The following is an 18,403-nucleotide window of genomic DNA, read 5'->3' as shown; positions in this document are numbered from 1 at the left end:
CTGGGCGCGGTGCTGCTGGTGTGCCCCTCGACGCCTGGCTGGTCCATCAGCGAAGCCCGCCGCCAGTTCGGCCCGGCGCGCCTGGAGCGGATTCGCGACGAGGAACTCGACGGCCTGCTGGCCACCGCCTACGCCGACACCGGCAGCGCAGCAGCGGTGGTCGGGGCGGCGGAGAACGAGGTGGACCTGGACCGCCTGATGCAGGACATGCCGGAAATCACCGACCTGCTGGACACCCAGGACGGCGCCCCGGTGATCCGCATGATCAACGCCTTGCTCACCCAGGCCGCGCGGGACGAGGCCAGCGATATCCATATCGAACCCTTCGAGACCCATTCGGTGGTGCGCTACCGGGTCGACGGCACCCTGCGCGACGTGGTGTCGCCACGCAAGGCGCTGCACGGCGCGCTGGTGTCGCGGATCAAGATCATGGCCCAGCTGGACATCGCCGAAAAACGCCTGCCCCAGGACGGGCGCATCGCCCTGCGGGTGGCCGGGCGGCCCATCGATATCCGTGTGTCCACGGTGCCCACCGGGCATGGCGAGCGGGTGGTGATGCGCCTGCTGGACAAGCAGGCCGGGCGCCTGCAACTGGAAACCCTGGGCATGGACCCGGACCTGCTGGCGCGCCTGGATACCCTGATCCGCCAGCCCCACGGCATCGTCCTGGTCACCGGGCCCACTGGCAGCGGCAAGACCACCAGCCTCTACGCGGCCCTGGCCCGGCTGGATGCCAGCACCAGCAATATCCTCACCGTCGAGGACCCGGTGGAATACGACCTGCCGGGCATCAGCCAGATCCAAGTCAACGCCAAGATCGACATGACCTTCGCCCTGGCCCTGCGGGCGATCCTGCGCCAGGACCCGGACATCATCATGATCGGCGAGATCCGCGACCTGGAGACCGCGCAAATCGCGGTCCAGGCCTCGCTCACCGGGCACCTGGTGCTGGCGACCCTGCACACCAATGACGCGGTGTCGGCAGTCAACCGCCTGATCGACATGGGGGTGGAGCCGTTTCTCCTGGCCTCGTCGATGCTCGGGGTGCTGGCCCAGCGCCTGGTGCGGCGCCTGTGCAGCCAGTGCAAGGAGCAGGACCCGGCCAACCCCGGCACCTGGCGCCCGGTGGGCTGCCCGGCCTGCAACCACATCGGCTACAGCGGGCGAACCGGGATCCATGAGCTGTTCTGCATCGATGACGATGTGCGCAGCCTGATCCACCAGGGCGCCGAGGAGCAGGCCCTGCGTGCCGCCGCGCGCCGGGCCGGGATGTTCAGCATGCGCGAGGACGGTGAACGCTGGGTGCGCAGTGGCGCCACCGCGCCGGAAGAAATCCTGCGTGTGACACGGGACGCCTGATGAATCGCTATCGCTATGAAGCCGCCGACGCCCTCGGCAAGATCGAATCCGGGCACCTGGAAGCCGACAGCCAGGGTGCGGCCTTCGCCAGCCTGCGCAGCCGCGGCCTGACCGCCTTGCTGGTGCAGCTCGATGGCAACGGCGGCGACGGCGGAGCAGGGGGGCTGCTGCGCCCCAGGCTCTCGGACAACGACCTGGCCTGGGCCACCCGCCAGCTGGCCAGCCTGCTGGGGGCCAGCCTGCCGCTGGAGGCCGCGCTGAGCGCCACTGTGGAGCAGGCCGAGCGCAAGCACATCGCCCAGACCCTGAGCGCGGTGCGCGCGGATGTGCGCAGCGGCATGCGCCTGGCCGAGGCCCTGGCGGCGCGGCCCAGGGATTTTCCGGAGATCTACCGGGCGCTGATTGCCGCCGGCGAAGAGTCCGGCGACCTGGCCCAGGTCATGGAGCGGCTGGCGGACTACATCGAAGAGCGCAACGGCCTGCGGGGCAAGATCCTCACCGCCTTTATCTACCCGGGGGTGGTGGGGCTGGTGTCCATCGGCATCGTGATCTTCCTGCTCAGCTATGTGGTGCCTCAGGTGGTCAGTGCCTTCTCCCAGGCGCGCCAGGACCTGCCGGGGCTGACCCTGGCCATGCTCAATGCCAGTGATTTCATCCGTGCCTGGGGCGGCCTGTGCTTTGCCGCCATGGTCGCCGGGTTCTGGGGCTGGCGGGTGTACCTGCGCAACCCCCGGGCGCGCTTGAACTGGCACAGCCGGATCCTGCGCCTGCCGCTGATCGGGCGCTTTGTCCTGGGGCTGAACACCGCGCGTTTTGCCTCGACCCTGGCGATCCTCGGCAGCGCCGGGGTGCCTTTGTTGCGGGCCCTGGAAGCGGCGCGCCAGACCCTGTCCAACGACCGCCTGAGCCAGAGCGTGAGCGAGGCCACGGCCAAGGTGCGCGAAGGCGCCAACCTGGCGGCGGCGCTGCGGGTGGAAAAAGTCTTTCCGCCGGTGCTGATCCACCTGATCGCCAGCGGCGAGAAGACCGGCGCCTTGCCGCCGATGCTGGAACGGGCGGCGCAGACCCTGTCGCGGGATATCGAGCGTCGGGCCATGGGCATGACCGCCTTGCTCGAACCCTTGATGATCGTGGTGATGGGCGGTGTGGTGCTGGTGATCGTGATGGCGGTACTGCTGCCGATCATCGAGATCAACCAGTTGGTCACCTGAACTGCGCAACCCAACCCGACCTGACCCCGTCCGGCCCGGTCTGGCCCGGTCCGTAGGCGCTGGCTTGCCAGCGAAGGCGTCGGCAGCGGCGATGCAGGGCTGGCGGGCCTCTTCGCCGGCAAGCCGGCTCCTACGAGAGCGAAGCGGTGGTGCGAAGCACAGGGCAGGCCAGCCATAAAATTTCGCGCCGCCAGCCTCACTCCCGACCGGGCAAGCCGCCAACCTCGGGTTCCTCGTTCTGTCATGTTCAGACCCGGTGGCCAGCCCCCTCGGCGCTTGCAGGGCAATGCCGCTTCCAGCCCCGGCAACCTGGCGGTCATTTTCCCGGGAAAGGCGCGAAAACCTCCGGCAAACACCCGAGAATCTTTTGCAAAAACAGCCGCTTTCTCCCGAGGTTTTTTCCTTTATCTGTCACCGGAAACTGCGAACTTCTCTCCCCATGGCCTCACCCATCAAGCCGTCTGGATCAAGGCTTCTGGCCCGAGTGCCATGGCGTCATGCAAGAGCTATTCACCCAACGTACGAACACGACGAAAGGAGATTCTTCATGTTTAAGCGCAACGTTCTCGCGGCATCCCTGACCCTGGCTGCCCTGTGCTCGGCACAGGCTGCAATGGCTGATATCAACGGCGGTGGCGCAACCCTGCCACAACCGCTGTACCAGACCGCTGGCGTACTGACCGCCGGCTTCGCTCCCTACATCGGCGTAGGCAGCGGCAACGGCAAGGCTGCCTTCCTGAACAACGACTACACCAAGTTCGTGGCCGGCACCACTGGCAAGAACGTGCACTGGGCCGGTAGCGATTCCAAGCTCAGCGCAGCAGAGCTCAAAGGTTATCAAGACAATCACCAAGCGGCCTGGGGCAAGCTGATCCAGGTGCCTTCGGTAGCCACTTCGGTTGCCGTTCCATTCAACAAGGCCGGCACTGCTGCCGTTAATCTGAGCGTCAACGACCTGTGCGGCGTGTTCTCGGGCCGTGTTTCCGACTGGAGCCAGATTGCAGGTTCGGGCCGTACCGGCGCCATCACCGTGGTTTACCGCAATGAAAGCAGCGGCACCACCGAGCTGTTCACCCGCTTCCTGAACGCCAAGTGCGCCGAGACCGGCACCTTCGCCGTGACCACCAACTTTGCTTCCAGCTACTCGGGCGGCCTGCCTGCCGGTGCGGTTGCCGCTGTTACCAGCCAAGGCGTCATGGACGCGCTGAACGCTGGCGACGGTCGCATCACCTACATGAGCCCGGACTACGCCGCGCCGACCCTGGCCGGCCTGGACGACGCTACCAAGGTGGCCAAGGTGGCTGGCGTTTCCCCGGCGCCTGCCAACGTTTCCTCGGCTATCGCCGCGGTTGCCGTGCCTGATACCACTGTTCGTGGCGACCAGAACCTGTGGGTTCCTGTCTTCACTTCCCAGGCCAACATCGACGCCAACCCAAGCGACAAGAGCCTGCGCCTGTACCCAACCAGCGGTTACCCAATCCTGGGCTTCACCAACCTGATCTTCAGCCAGTGCTACGCCGACGCTAACCAGACTTCGCAAGTACGGGCTTTCTTCAGCCGTCACTACGGTGCCCTGGTGAACAACGACACCGCCATCAACAACAACCGCTTCGTGCCTCTGCCAGCTGCCTGGAAAACCGCAGTACGTGACTCGTTCGTCACTGCCTCCAGCGGCCTGAGCATCGGTAACGCCAGCGTCTGCAACGCCATCGGCCGTCCGCTGTAACTCTCGCGTCCGATACCTGCAGCACCCGGATCAGCAACGGTTTCGACCGTTGCTGATTTTTTTCATGCTCGGCACAACGGTCCGGCACGAGTGCTCGCCCGTCCTGATACGACAGGAGTCATGTCATGTTCAAAATGCATTGGTTAGCCACGTCACTGGTGGGCAGCGCCCTATGTGCCCAGTTGGCCCTGGCGGATATCAACGGTGGCGGGTCGACGCTGCCGCAGTCGTACTACCTGGCGCCCGGCGTACTGACGGCGGGTTTTGCGCCCTACATCGGCTCTGATCTCGGGGACAAGGAAGCCTTTCTGAACAACGACTACAACCGCCTGATTCCGGGCGCCCCTACCCGGAACGTGCACTGGGTGGCCACTGAATCGAAGTTGAGAGGCAGCGAGCTCGACGGCTACTCCATGGCCCATGGCGCGAGCTGGGGGCCGTTGATCCAGGTGCCCGTCGCCGCCACGGCGGTGGCGATCCGCTTCAACAAAGCCGGCATTGGCAACCTGGACCTGAGCGTCAATGACGTGTGCGGGATCTTCTCGGGCCGGCTGGACCGTTGGGAGTACCTGTCGAGCGGTGCAGGCACTTACGGACCGCTGACGGTGGTCTACCCGCAAGGGCCCAGTGGCACCACCGAGCTGTTTACCCGTTTTCTCAATGCCAAGTGCTCTGAACCGGCCGGGCCTTTCGCGGTGACCCGGTTCTTCGCCAACGCTTATCCAGTCTCGGTGCCACAGACCGCCAAGAGCGCGCAGGGCAGCCCCCAGATCATGGAAGTGCTCAATGCAACCCCGGGGAGTGTGACCTTCATCGGTTCCAGCCACGCATCCAGCACCCTTGCCGGGCTGGAAGATGGCAGCAAGGTAGCGCGGGTAGGGGGGATAGCTCCGACACCGGCGAACATCGTCAACGCCATCAGCCTGATCAGCCCGCCGACGGCGAACCTATCGACCGGCCCGTTCAGCGACCCCATCAGGTGGGTACCGGTGTTCGCCGCTTCGTTCGATGGCAATGACCCCTCGGTGGTGCCATTTCCCAGCGTCGGGTATCCGATCCTGGGCTTTAGCACCGCGATTTTCAGCCAGTGCTACGCCGATGCGACGCAAACCGCCCAGGTACGGGCGTTCTTTGCCCGCCAGTACGGTTCGCTGGTCACTAACGATGCGGCACTGCTCAACAACAACCTGCAACCCTTGCCGGCGATCTGGAAGGCCGCGATACGGAACGCCTTCGTGACGCCCGCCAGCCTGCGCAGTATCGGCAACCCCAATATCTGCAACGCCATTGGCCGACCTTTCTAGCCGGCCAGCGCCGCTTGCCCCTGCCTGCCGCCGTGGCACGCAGGGGCAGGGGCAACACCCTGCACCCCAAAGATGAATTTTCCGTGACATCCGTTCGGTCGCGCCTCGCGCCAACGGCCTATCCCCTAAAGCAGTGACGCGCGCCCTGGGCCCTACAAGCGTCGCGCTCCCGTGGGCGTCATAACAAAGGATGAGTAGTAATGGTTCGCTGCAAACCACCGGTCAAATCCCCCGCGCTGCGCCCTGATGGCGAGTTGCCGATCCTGCGGCTCAAGCCCCTGGCCCAGGCCATCGCCCTGCTGATGGTGGCGGGCAGTGCCCATGGCGCCACGGCCTTCAGTTCCGGCTGGTTCGCCGACAAGGGCGCGTCCCAGGCCGCCACCGCCGCGCGCACCAACGGCCAGGTTCCGGGGATCCCGCCGCTGTCCCAGCAGACCCGCGCCAACCAGCAGTTGCAGCGCTCCCTGAGCAACCTCAATTCCAGCGTTGCCGCCATCGCCGCCCAGCAAGCGGCCCAGGCTGCCGCACGCCAGGCCGCATTCGGCACGGTGAGCACCATTCCCGATGGCCTCGGCGAAGGCGGGCTGAAGGTCGACAACAGCCTGACCCAGGGTTGGCTCAATGCCAAAGGGCCGGTGCAGAGCCAGTCCGGCGGCAAGACCACGGTGACCATCGAGCAGACCGCCGACAAGGCCATTCTCAACTGGGAGACCTTCAACGTCGGGCGCAACACCACCGTCGACTTCCAGCAGCAGTCCAACTGGGCGCTGTTGAACAAGGTCAACGACCCCAATGGACGGCCCAGTGAAATCCAGGGCCAGATCAAGGGCGCCGGTACGGTGATGATCATGAACCGCAACGGGGTGATCTTTACCGGCACCAGCCAGGTCAATGTGCGCAACCTGGTGGCGGCCGCAGCCACCATCAGCGACGAGCAGTTCACCCAGCGCGGGCTCTATGTGGACGCCAACGGCACCCAGCCGACCTTCAGCGATGCCCTGGGCAAGGTCCAGGTGCAGCGTGGCGCGCTGATCCAGACCCACCCGGCGGCCACCTCCACCGAATCCGGCGGCTATGCCTTGCTGCTGGGCTCGGAAGTGGAGAACGCCGGCACCATCGTCACTGCCAAGGGCCAGACCACCCTGGCGGCCGGCGACAGCTTCTACATCCGCCGCGGGGTCGGCACCAGCGGCAACCAGCACTCCACCACCCGGGGCAATGAAGTTGCCACTTCGCTGAAGGCCGGCAGCAGCGCCGGCAAGGTCAGCAACAGCGGCCTGATCATGGCCTCCACGGGCGACATCACCCTCACCGGGCACCAGGTGGCGCAGAACGGCGTGGCCCTGGCCAGCACTTCGGTGGACACCCGCGGCACCATCCATTTGCTCAACTCCGCCAGCGACAGCACCGCCAGCGTGACCCTGGGGCAGGGCAGCACCACCGCAATCCTTCTGGACAGCAGTGGCAGCAGCGCTCTGGACAGCCAGCGCAACAACGGCCTGATCAACCTCGACGGCACCCCGACCAACCTGATCACCGGCCAGTTCAACAACCTCAGCAGCGTGGCCGACCGCAGCGACCAGTCCCGGGTGGAGATCGTCAGCGGCGGCACCGTGGATTTCCAGGACGGCTCCATCACCCTGGCCACCGGTGGCCAGGTGGCGGTCAGTGCCGGGCAGCGCAGCCTGGTGCGCGATGGCGCGGTGATCGATGTGGCCGGCGCCGTCGGGGTCAAGGTGGCGATGGAGTCCAACAACATCAAGATCAACGTCCAGGGCAACGAGCAGCGCGATTCGGCGGGCAACCGCGACAGCGGCCAGTTGATCAACAACGACGTCTGGGTCGACCTGCGCGAGCTGGTGTTCGTCCCGGCGGGCACCAACGGCTACGCCACCGATCGCTGGTACACCGCCGGCGGCCTGCTGGAAGTGGGCGGCTACCTGGGCACCCAGGGCCACAACATCGGCGAGTGGATGGCCCAGGGCGGTACCCTGACCTTCACCGGCAAGGACGTGGTGACCCAGTCCGGCGCCCAGTTGAACCTCTCCGGCGGCACCGTCGATGTGCAGGGCGGCTACATCCAGCAGACCTGGCTCAAGGGCGCCGACGGGCGCTTGTACGAGCTCTCCAGGGCGCCGGGGGACCTGCTCTACACCGGCATCTACAAGGGCTATGTGGACAGCAGCCCGCGCTGGGGCCGCACCGATTACTACTACAACCCGCTGATCGCCCAGCAGCGCCGCTACGAGGCCGGCTACAGCGTCGGCCGCGACGCCGGCAAGCTGGTGATCGGCACCAGCAACGCCGTGCTCGAAGGCCAGATGGTGAGCGAAGTGTTCAAGGGCGACCGCCAGACCCAGGCGCCGAACATCAACCTCGACGGCTACCAGCAATCGCACAAGGCCGCGGCCCAGCGCGCGCAACTGATCATTGGCAACTACACGCCGATCTACAACAAGGCCAGCGGCACCCTGCGCTACGCCCTGAGCCCCAGCGTGGACAAGGTGCTGATCGAGGCCAACCAGCAGAAGATCGCCGACGGCCTGGACCTCGCCACAGCCCTGCCGGCCAACCGCCAGGGCCAGCTGGTGCTGGACAGCGACCAGCTCAACGGCTTCCAGCTGGGGGCGATCAAGGTCGGCGCCAGGCAGCAGGTCCAGGTCAACGGCGCGCTGAAGGTAGCCGATGGCGGCGACATCACCCTGTTCGGGCCAGAGGTCAAGATCAACGCCAACCTCACCGCCCACGGTGGCAGCATCAACGCCGGCAACGTGCTGAACCAGGTGGATGTGAACCGCAATTTCGTGGTCGGCGATGTGATCCTCGCGCCCACCGGCGGCGCCCAGGCCCGGGTCGATGTGGCCAGCGGGGTCAAGCTGGATGCCAGCGGGCGCTGGAACAACCTGGCCCTGGACCCCTCGGACAGCAGCGGCCTGGCCTTTATCAACGGGGGCAAGGTGTCGCTGCGCAGCAGCGGCGACCTCAACCTGGCCAACGGCACCCTGGTGGATGCCAGCTCCGGCGCCAGCGTTGCCTATGACGGCAAGACCAGCGGTGGCAAGGGCGGCGACGTGACCCTGGCCGCCGACGGCAAGCTCGACCTCGATGGCGAGCTGCGCGGGTATGGGGTCAACGGTGGCGGCACCCTGGCCCTGCAGGCGCACAAGGTGCTGATTGGCGCCCATGATCCGGCCCCCGAGGCCGGCACCCTGCAACTGGCCGGGGATTTCTTCAACAAGGGCTTCGGTGCCTACGACATCACCGGCAACGAAGGGCTGACCGTGGCCGAGGGCGCGCAGGTCGAGGTCAACATGCCGGTCTACCGCTTCGGGGCCCAGGCCAGCAGCAGTGCCACTGGCAGCGACCCGGCCACGGTGCTGGAGCGCTGGTTGCCGCAGCTGTACCAGCAGGATGCAACCAGGGGCGTGCTGACCCAGCGCCGTGGCGCCGGCCTGACCCTGAGCGCCGGCAACCAGTACTCCACGGCCGCCCAGTTGGCCACCACGGCGCTGAGCGTGGGGCAGGGCGCGGTGATCAGTGTCGACCCGGGGCAGGCCATCAACCTGCGCAGCGTCGGCCAGTTGACCCTGAACGGCACGCTCAATGCCTGGGGCGGCAGCGTCAGTCTGGGCGGCCTGACGGTGGCCAGTTCCGAGGCCGCCAATGCCGCCGGTCACGGGCGCTCGATCTGGGTCGGCGAGCAGGCGGTGATTGATGTGGCGGCGCGGGCGGTGAGCGCCGTGGACAACCGTGGCCGCCGTTACGGCCAGGTGCGCAATGGCGGCAAGATCGCCATCGGCGGCGAGATCGACCTGGCCACCGGTATCGCCAAGGCCAGCGACCTGTTTGTGGTGGTGCGCGAGGGGGCGCGTCTCGACGCTTCCGGCGCCCAGGCGGCCCTGGACATTCCCGGCCAGGGCCGGGTGCAGGTGGCCAGCAACGGTGGCAGCATCAGCTTCGCGTCCAACAACGGCCTGTACCTGGATGGCAGCTTCGTCGCCCGGGCCGGAGGCGCTGGCGCTGCAGGGGGCACCTTGTCGCTGGCCCTGGAAAGCCCGTACTACATCAAGAACGCGGTCAACGACCGGGTGCTCAAGGCACGGGAACTGGTGCTCAGCCAGACCCACCAGGGCAGTGCGCTGCCCGCGAGCGCCGACGCCGCGGCCGCCAGCCTGGAGTATGGCCACGGCCGCCTCGGGGTGGATCAAGTCACCGCCGGCGGCTTCGACAACCTGGCACTGCTGAGCAACGGCCTGTTGAGCTTCGATGGCGATGTGTCGCTGAACATGGGCCAGAGCCTGCGCCTGTACAGCGGTGCCCTGAACCTCAGCGAAAGCGCTGCGGCCAATAGCCGGGTCGACCTGTCGGCACCCTACCTGCTGCTGGCGGGCATCCTCGCGCCGCTGGAAGCCAAGGACCAGTACGTGCGTCCGGTCTCCACCGGCACGCCGTCGCAACAGGCCACCCAGGCGCAGTTCAATGCCAGCGGCAACCTGATCGATGTGCGTGGCAACGTGGTGTTCGGCAGCAAGGGCACGTTGCGCCAGGCCGACAACAGCCTGCTGAGCGTCGAGCGCCGCGGGTTCGACCATGTGCAACTGACCAGCCAGGGCGACCTGCGCTTTCTCGCCGGGGCCGGGGCCGATGTGATCGCCAAGGGCATCAGCACCCAGTTGCTGACCCAGGGCGACATGACCCTGCGGGCCGCGCAGTTGTACCCGGGTACCGAGGTCGGGGCCCGAGTGATTGCCGGCTACCTCAACGATATTTCCGGCACCAGCATCAACTTCGACCCCACGCGCACCCTGGCCATCGGCCGCACCGGCCAGGGCGAGGCGCCTGTGCCGTACTCGGCCTTCGGCCGCTTGCAGCTGGGCGCGGCCAACATCCAGCAGGGCGGGGTGGTCCGTGCGCCCCTGGGGCTGATCGAGATCGGCAACCTGGGCGCGAGCAAGGTCGAGCTGCTGCCCGGCAGCCTGACTTCGGTCAGCGGCAAGGGCCTGGTACTGCCTTACGGCGGCACCGTCGATGGCCAGGTCTACAAGTACAACGGCAAGACCGTGACCTTCCTCGGCCAGGGCGCCCTGGTGAATGAGAACAGCGACCTGAGCGTCGGGGTGATCCTGGGCGGCAAGTCGGTGCAGGTACAGCCCGATGCCACCGTGGACCTGTCCGGTGGTGGCGAACTGCTGGGCGCCGGGTTCATTTCCGGGCGCGGCGGCTCCACCGATGCGCGCTACAGCCCGCTGGTGCAGATCGGCGCCAACGGCAGCTTCATCCTCCCGGGCCTGGGCAGCAACCCGATCTACGCCATCGTGCCCGGGGTGCAGCCGGGCTATGCGCCGGTGGCACCGGAGGGCGGCGCGGTGGACCCGCTGATCGGCCAGCAGATCACCATTGGCGCCGGGGTTCCGGGGCTGGCGGCGGGTACCTACACCCTGATGCCGTCCACCTATGCGCTGATGCCGGGGGCCTTTCGCGTCGAGATCAACGGCCTGGCCGGGCTCGGCACCGAAGGCGCGACCCAGCCGTTGCGCAATGGCTCCTGGTCCACCGCCGGGCGCCTGTCGATTGCCCATACCGGGATCAGCAACAGCGTCGCCAGCCAGTTGATCCTGACCTCGGCCGACACCCTGCGCCGCTATTCCCAGTACAACGAAACCGGCTATGCCCAGTTCGCCCTGGCCGATGCCGCCAAGCTCGGGGTGCCACGGCCGATGCTGCCGGTGGACGCCAAGACCCTGAAGCTGGCCCTGGAGCCGGGGGCCGGTGCGGATGCCTTCTCGTTCAAGGGCATTGGCCGTTTCGATGCCGCTGCGGGGGGCTATGGCGGCACCGTCGCGGTGTTGAACATGGGCAGTGGCAACATCGAAGTGGTGGCGGCCGGCAAGTCGGCCACCCAGGGTTTCAACGGCGTTACCCTGGATGCCGACAGCCTCAACGCCATGGGCGCAGCGCGCCTGATGCTGGGCGGCCTGACGCTGGTCAAGTACGGCCAGGGCGGCAACTACATCACCGTGGCCGAAGGCGTGAACACGCCCAAGGGCTCGATCACCTTGCGCGAGGGCGCCACCCTGGCCGCGCCGGAAGTGTTCCTGGTGAGCAACACCGGCGAGATCGTCCTGGAGCAGGGCGCCTCGATCAATACCCTGGGCCGAGGCAAGGCCAGCTATGACGCCCGTGACGGTTTCACCTACCAGGTGGCCAATATGCTGGCGGTGTCCAACGGCCTGCTCAACGTGATCAGCAAGGCCCAGGCCGGCGGACAGACCAGCGGTGGCATCCGGCTCGGGGTGTGCGCCAGCGCGCCGTGCAGCGGGCAGACCGCACTGTATTCCGATGGCAGCCTCGTTGCCTTGACCGACAACGCCTTCGAGCTGGGTGACCAGGTGCGCTACGGCACCCGCCACCTGAACCTGGGCCTGAACAACATCAACGTCGGCAGCCCGGAGGCGCTGGCGGCAGCGGCGGCGGGCAATCGCCTGCCCAGCGGCATGACCCTGACCCAGCAACTGCTCGACCGCCTGCTGCGCGGCGATACCCAGTTCGGCGCCCCGGCCCTGGAGACCTTGCAGCTCTCGGCCCGGGACGGCTTCAACTTCTACGGCAGCGCCAGCCTGGACACCTACGACCCGGCGACCGGCAAGTCGCTGCTGAGCAACCTGATGCTCTCCACCCCGGCGATCTACGGTGCCGGGGGCGCCAATGATGTGGCCAGCATCCACACCGCCAACCTGATCTGGCAGGGTTCCGAGACCCCGGCAGGCGCGGTGGTGGCCGGCGGTGCCGGAACCGGCAGCGGCCGCCTGCAAATCAATGCCGAACGCATCGAGTTCGGCTACGGGGCCTTTGCCCAGCCCAGCACCACCAAGAGTTTCGACCGCCTGGCCCTGGGTTTTGCCAACGTCGACCTCAATGCCAGCCAGCGCATTACCGCCAACCACAAGGGCAGCCTGTCGGTCTACCAGAGCCAGGGCGCCTTCGATCCGCTCAAGGGGTTTGCCTACAGCGGCGGCAACCTGAATATCCTCACCCCACTGATGACCGGCGAGGCCGGCTCGGTGAACCGCATCACCGCTGGCGGCGCCATGGATATCGGCGCCTCGGCCGGCCCTCGTGGCCAGGCCAATGGCCAGGGTGCGGAACTGTCTCTGCAGGGCGACAGCATCCGCCTGGCCAGTGCCGTGGTGCTGCCCAGCGGCAAGGTGACCCTGGGGGCCCGGGGTGATGTCAGCCTGACCGATGCGGCTCTGATCGATGTGGCTGGCCGCACCATCGCCTTCAATGACCTGAGCAAATACGGCGCCGGCGGCGAAGTGCTGCTGCAGAGTGCTACCGGCAATGTGCTGCAGGCCACGGGCTCGACCATCGACCTTTCGGCCACCCACAACCAGGCCGGCAAGCTGCGGGCGGTGGCGCTGGACAGTGCGGCCGGGCGGGTAGACCTGGCGGGCAAGGTCCTTGGCGGCAGCAGCGGCTACTACGATGCCGGCGGCACCCTGGTGCCGTTCCTCGGCGCCACGGTGGAAATCCAGGCCCAGCACCTGGGCAGCAGCGGCACCCTGGACGAGCAGTTCGCCGCCCTCAACCAGCGCCTGAACCAGGGCCAGGTCTTTGGCGCACGCAGCTTCCAGCTCAAGCAGGGCGACCTGACCATCGGCGACGGGGTCAGGGCCAGCACCGTCAACGTCTCGGTGGACAACGGCAGCCTGCGGGTTACCGGGCGAGTGGACGCCAGCGGCGAACGGGTCGGCAGTATCAACCTGGCGGCCGGCAAGGGCCTGACCCTGGACGGCAGCGCGGTGCTCGACGCCCACGGCAGCAAGCTGCGGGTGGACAGCTACGGCAAGATCATCGACTCACCGAACCGCGCCAGCGTGGTGCTCAGCTCGGGCCAGGGCCGCCTGACCCTGGCCGACGGTGCGCGTATCGACCTGCGCCACGGCACCGACGTGGCAGTGGGCAGCGCGGCGGGGCAGAACGACGGCCGCAGCCGCGGCACCCTGGAGCTGAACGCGCCGCGCCTCGTCCAGGCGGACCAGAGCAGCAACGACATCGACATCGATGCCCGCGGCCCGCTGGATATCCAGGGCGCGCGCTCGATTGCGGTCAACGGCATGCTGCGCTACGACGATGCTCCGGAAAAAACCGACGCCACCGCCAGCGGCCGCCCTTACCAGGAAATCACCCAGGCCTACCTGGATGCCAAGCATGCCCAGAGCACGGCCTTTATCAATGCGGCCCTGCAAAACAGCGACCTGCTGCAGAACAAGCTGGCCGGCCTGAACAACGCCGGCTATGCCGACGCCTTCCATCTGCGGCCCGGGGTCGAGATCGTCAGCAAGAGCGCAGACGGCGACCTGGTGGTGCAGGGCGACCTGGACCTGTCGGGCTATCGCTATGCCAGCCTCAACCCCCACAGCCAGAAGACCTCGGTCTACGGTTCCGGCGAGGTCGGCAGCCTGACCCTGCGCGCCGGGGGCGACCTGAATGTCTATGGCAGCATCAACGACGGCTTCGCGCCGCCGCCTGCCACCGTGGACGACAAGGGCTGGGTGCTGCTGCCGGGCGTGGACTTCACCGGCGGCACTATCATCGTGCCGGGCAACGGCGTGACCCTGGCCGACGGCACCGCCTTCCCGGCGGGCAGCACCCTCAACTACGACCTGCCGATCAAGGGGCTGACCGTGGCCGCGGGCACGCGCCTGCCGGTCACGGCGACCCTGGACCAGACCCTGGTACTGCCGGCGGGTACGGTACTGGCGGCGGCGATTCGCGATGCCTCGGGCAACCTGCTGTTCGCCGCCGGCACCCTGCTCGGCGAGCCCCGGACCCTGGTCGCCGGCACCCGTCTGGAGGCCGGGACGCTGTTGACCCAGGGCACCCAGCTGCAGTCCATGACCTGGCCCAAGGGCGTGCCGCTGCCGCAAGTACACCTGGCCAATGTGAACAACAACATCGTCATGCTCGACGGCAGCAAGGCCCTGCCCAAGGGCGGGCTGATCCCGGCCGGCACCAACGTCAAGCTGCCGAGCGGCGTCGACTCGGTGCAGTTGCGGCCCGAAGACGTCGGGCGCCAGGGCAAGCTCTGGGCCATTGCGCCGATGCTTGCCGAAGGCTCGCAATCCTGGTCCCTGCGCCTGGTGGCCGGGGCCGATACCAGCGCAGCCGACAGCCGCATCGTGCAGGCCAACCCACGCAGCGGTGACTTGCATCTGGCGGACAGCCATTACGGGATGTTCGCCAAGGAACTGCCCAGCCAGGTGGTGCGGACCTGGACCCAGGTGGCGGTGGATGACCTGGCCGGCGTAGGGATAGTGGTCAAGGCCGGCGATCCGATCGACGAACAACTGCTGGTGGATCTGGGGCAGACCTCGATCGAGCAGTTCTGTGCCGACAGCCCGGCCTATTGCGCAATCAAGGCCAGCTACGCCTGGACCCAGCTGGCGGTGGACGAGCTGGCGGGCGCCGGGGTGGTGGTCAAGGCCGGCGATCCGATCGATGAGCAACTCCTGCTGGACCTGGGGCAGTCGTCCGTCGCGGCCTTCTGTGAAGAGTCGCCCGCCTTCTGCATGGCTCTGGACAGCAAGACCTATGGCGCAACGCCGTCCAGCAGCCGCTTCAGCGTGATCCGCACCGGCACCGGCGACCTTGAACTGCTCAGCGCCGGCAACCTGAGCATGGACTCGCTGTACGGGGTCTACACCGCCGGTACTTCCTCCACGGCGACGACGGCCGGCGATCCCTACAACCAGCCACGGGCCCTGGGAACGGGAGCCACGGTGCTCAATGACCCGAGCAGTTACTTCGAGCAGTTCGTCAATGGCAGCGGCACCAGCCTGTACCGCGCCTGGTACCCGGAGGCGGGGGGCAACCTGCGGGTCAGTGCCGGTGGCGACCTGACCGGCAATATCAGCAGTACCGCCAACGACAGCCGTGCCTGGCCCAACCCCAAGGACAACGGCCAGGACTCGGCCGAAGTGGGCAACTGGCTGTGGCGCCAGGGCAGCGGCGATGTCGCCACCGGCGGTTCGGCGCAACCCGTTGCCTGGTGGATCAACTTCGGCACCTATGCGGCCAACGGCAGCGCCGACCGGATGCTGGGCTTTACCGGGTTCGGCACCCTGGGCGGCGGCAACCTGGAGCTGAATGTCGGCGGTGACGCGGGCATCCTCCAGCGCCTGACGGACAGCGCCGGCGCCTCCACCGTGGCGCCCCGCAGCCAGGGGTTGGTGCTGGCCGTGGGCAGTACCGGCCGGGTCGCCAGCGATGGCAGCCTGCAACTGACCGGCGGTGGCGACCTGCGGGTGAACATTGCGGGCGCCTTGAACCCGGCCAGCAACCTGGTCATCGAGCATCGCAACGGGGTCGTGGTCAACCTGCGTGGCAGCAGCCATTTGCAGAGTGCCTCCCTGGGCAGCATCGACCTGCACTATGGCGGCACCGCCGTTGACCACAACCCCAGCGAAGCCCGGGCCTTCGACCCGTTGCGCGCCACCCGTGGCCTGGCCCAGGGCGGCCTGACCCTGGTGCCCGGCGATGCCACCTTCAACCTGCAGAGCCGCGGCGACCTGGTGGTGCAGAACGTCGAGGACCCGGGCCGGGTCCGCCAGTTCAACACCGCGCTCTTCAGCCGTGGCAGCCAGCAAGGCAGCGGCCGGAGCTGGTTCACCCTGTGGACCGAGCGTACCGCCATCGACCTGATGTCCCTGGGCGGCAACCTGACCCCGCTCACCAGCCCTGGCAGCACCGATCTGGCGGTGGTCTATCCGTCGATCCTCAGGGCCGTGGCAGCCAGCGGCAGCCTTTACTATGGCAAGGCCGCCAGCGCGCAAGTCGGCGACCTCAACTACCGGGTGCCGCTGTTCCTGGCGCCGGGCGCCGCAGGGCAGTTGCAGTTCCTGGCCCAGGACTCGATCTACGCGGGCGGTTTCACCGTCAGCCAGTCGGGCGCCGCGGCCGCTTCGGTGGCCACGCCCTGGCGTCCGGCATTTGTCGGCAGCATCGAGGGTGAAGTGGTGGCCAGCAACCTGTCGATCAACGGCAACCCGGTCATCGGCTCGATCCTGCCGTTGTTCGCCTTCGGTTCCGGCAGCGTCTCCGGGCTGGTTGCCGGCCCGGCCGATCCGGCGCGTTTCTATGCGGTGAACGGCGACCTGATGGGGGTCAACAGCGGCCGGATCATCACCTTCGGCCAGGCGGCCTCCCAGTTGCACTCGGGGCAGACCTGGTACGAGGGCAGCCGCCCGGTGTGGATGATGGCCGGGCGCGATATCGTCAGCAGTGGCCGGACCTTCGGCGTCGAGGACCCGGTCAATGGCTCGACCTCCCAGGGCAACCTGTTCGTGCACAACAACCCCAGCGACATCTCCGTCGTCAGCGCCGGGCGCGACATCCTCTACAGCAACTTCAACGTCGCCGGCCCCGGCACCCTGGAACTGACCGCGGGGCGCAACATCCTCATGGAGGACAAGGTCAGCGTCACCAGCATCGGTGCCGTGGCGCCGGGGGACCGCCGGCCTGGGGCGAGCATCGTGATGCAGGCCGGGTTCGGCCCCAACGGTCCGGACTACCGGCGCTTCGTCGAGGCTTACTTGGACCCGGCCAACCTCGCCCAGCCGGGCGAAAGCCTGTCGGGCGCTAGGGTGGCCAAGACCTACGAGGGCGAACTGCTGGACTGGCTGGCCGAGCGCTTCGGCTTTGTCGGCGACAGCGCCCAGGCCCGGGCCTATTACGCGGCCCTGCCCGCGGAACAACAGCGGGTATTTGCCCGGAATGTGTATTTTGCCGAGCTCAAGGCCGCCGGCCGCGAGTACACCGAGGAAGGCGGCATGCGCCAGGGCAGTTATGCCCGTGGCCGTGCGGCGATTGCCGGGCTGTTCCCGAGCACCGACGTGGCGGGCAACCCGATCACCTACCAGGGCGATATCACCCTGTTCGGCGGTGCCGGGGTGCACACCGACTTTGGCGGCAACATCCAGATGCTGACCCCCGGCGGCAACCAGACCTTCGGCATCGAGGGCACGGCGCCACCGGCCTCGGCGGGGATCATCACCCAGGGCGCGGGGGACATCCAACTGTACTCCCTGGGCAGCATCCTGCTGGGCCAGAGCCGGATCATGACCACCTTCGGCGGCTCGATCATGGGCTGGTCGGCGGCGGGCGACATCAACGCCGGCCGCGGTTCCAAGACCACCGTGGTCTATACACCGCCCAAGCGGGTCTACGACAACTGGGGCAACGTCAGCCTGTCGCCGTCGGTGCCCAGCACCGGGGCGGGGATCGCCACTCTCAACCCGATACCCGAAGTGGCGGCCGGCGACATCGACCTGATCGCGCCCCTGGGCACCATCGATGCCGGCGAGGCGGGGATCCGGGTCTCGGGCAACGTCAACATCGCCGCTTTGCGGGTGGTCAACGCGGCGAACATCCAGACCCAGGGCAAGTCCAGCGGGGTGCCGGTCACGGCGGCGGTCAACACCGGCGCCATGACCTCGGCCAGCGCCGCCGGCTCCGCCGCGTCCCAGGCCGCGGAAGATGCCGCCCGCAACCAGCAGGCGGCGGCCAAGCAGGGCCGGGCGTCCATCGTCACCGTGGAAGTGCTGGGCTTTGGTAGCGAACCGGTGCAACGCCCCCGTGAAGACGCCAGCCGCGCCCCGGGCTACAACCCCGACAGCCCGGTGCAGGTGCTGGGCGCCGGGCCCTTGAGCGACCAGGCCCGAGCGCGCCTGACCGATGAGGAGCGCGGGCAACTGACGCTGTAGGTTCTCTCGTGGTAGCAAGGCTTGGGGGGCGATCGTCGA

The 18,403-nt window shown here is 67.6% G+C and carries 5 protein-coding genes; all 5 read left to right on the top strand.

Annotated elements, in window-relative coordinates; genetic code table 11:
• The 5 genes from gspE (at position 1) to F6S12_RS17820 (ending at position 18,364) form a co-directional block, all read left to right on the top strand.
• Positions 1 to 1,359 carry a type II secretion system ATPase GspE gene (gene gspE, locus F6S12_RS17840; RefSeq protein ID WP_315869159.1) on the top strand — a complete coding sequence of 453 codons (1,359 nt, stop codon included), beginning with the start codon at positions 1 to 3 and terminating at the stop codon, positions 1,357 to 1,359.
• Positions 1,359 to 2,570 carry a type II secretion system inner membrane protein GspF gene (gspF, locus tag F6S12_RS17835; protein ID WP_011061051.1) on the top strand — a complete coding sequence of 404 codons (1,212 nt, stop codon included), beginning with the start codon at positions 1,359 to 1,361 and terminating at the stop codon, positions 2,568 to 2,570. Before gspE ends, gspF begins: the two co-directional genes overlap by 1 nt.
• 547 nt (positions 2,571 to 3,117) lie before the next feature.
• A complete protein-coding gene (locus F6S12_RS17830; protein WP_015635437.1) occupies positions 3,118 to 4,296 on the top strand; it encodes a substrate-binding domain-containing protein in 1,179 nt (392 codons plus the stop codon).
• A gap of 125 nt (positions 4,297 to 4,421) precedes the next feature.
• Entirely contained in the window at positions 4,422 to 5,600 is a 1,179-nt protein-coding gene (locus F6S12_RS17825; protein WP_123430870.1) for a substrate-binding domain-containing protein, read from the top strand.
• A 200-nt stretch (positions 5,601 to 5,800) separates the two neighbouring features.
• Positions 5,801 to 18,364: a filamentous haemagglutinin family protein gene (locus F6S12_RS17820; RefSeq protein WP_315869158.1), complete on the top strand. Its 12,564-nt coding sequence runs from the start codon at positions 5,801 to 5,803 to the stop codon at positions 18,362 to 18,364.
• The last annotated feature ends 39 nt before the right edge of the window (positions 18,365 to 18,403 follow it).

Origin of the sequence: Pseudomonas sp. JV245A (assembly GCF_032424515.1) — a bacterium.
Lineage (GTDB): Bacteria > Pseudomonadota > Gammaproteobacteria > Pseudomonadales > Pseudomonadaceae > Aquipseudomonas > Aquipseudomonas protegens.
Note: the sequence above shows the minus strand (reverse complement) of the source record. Positions and strands in the feature narration are given on the sequence as shown.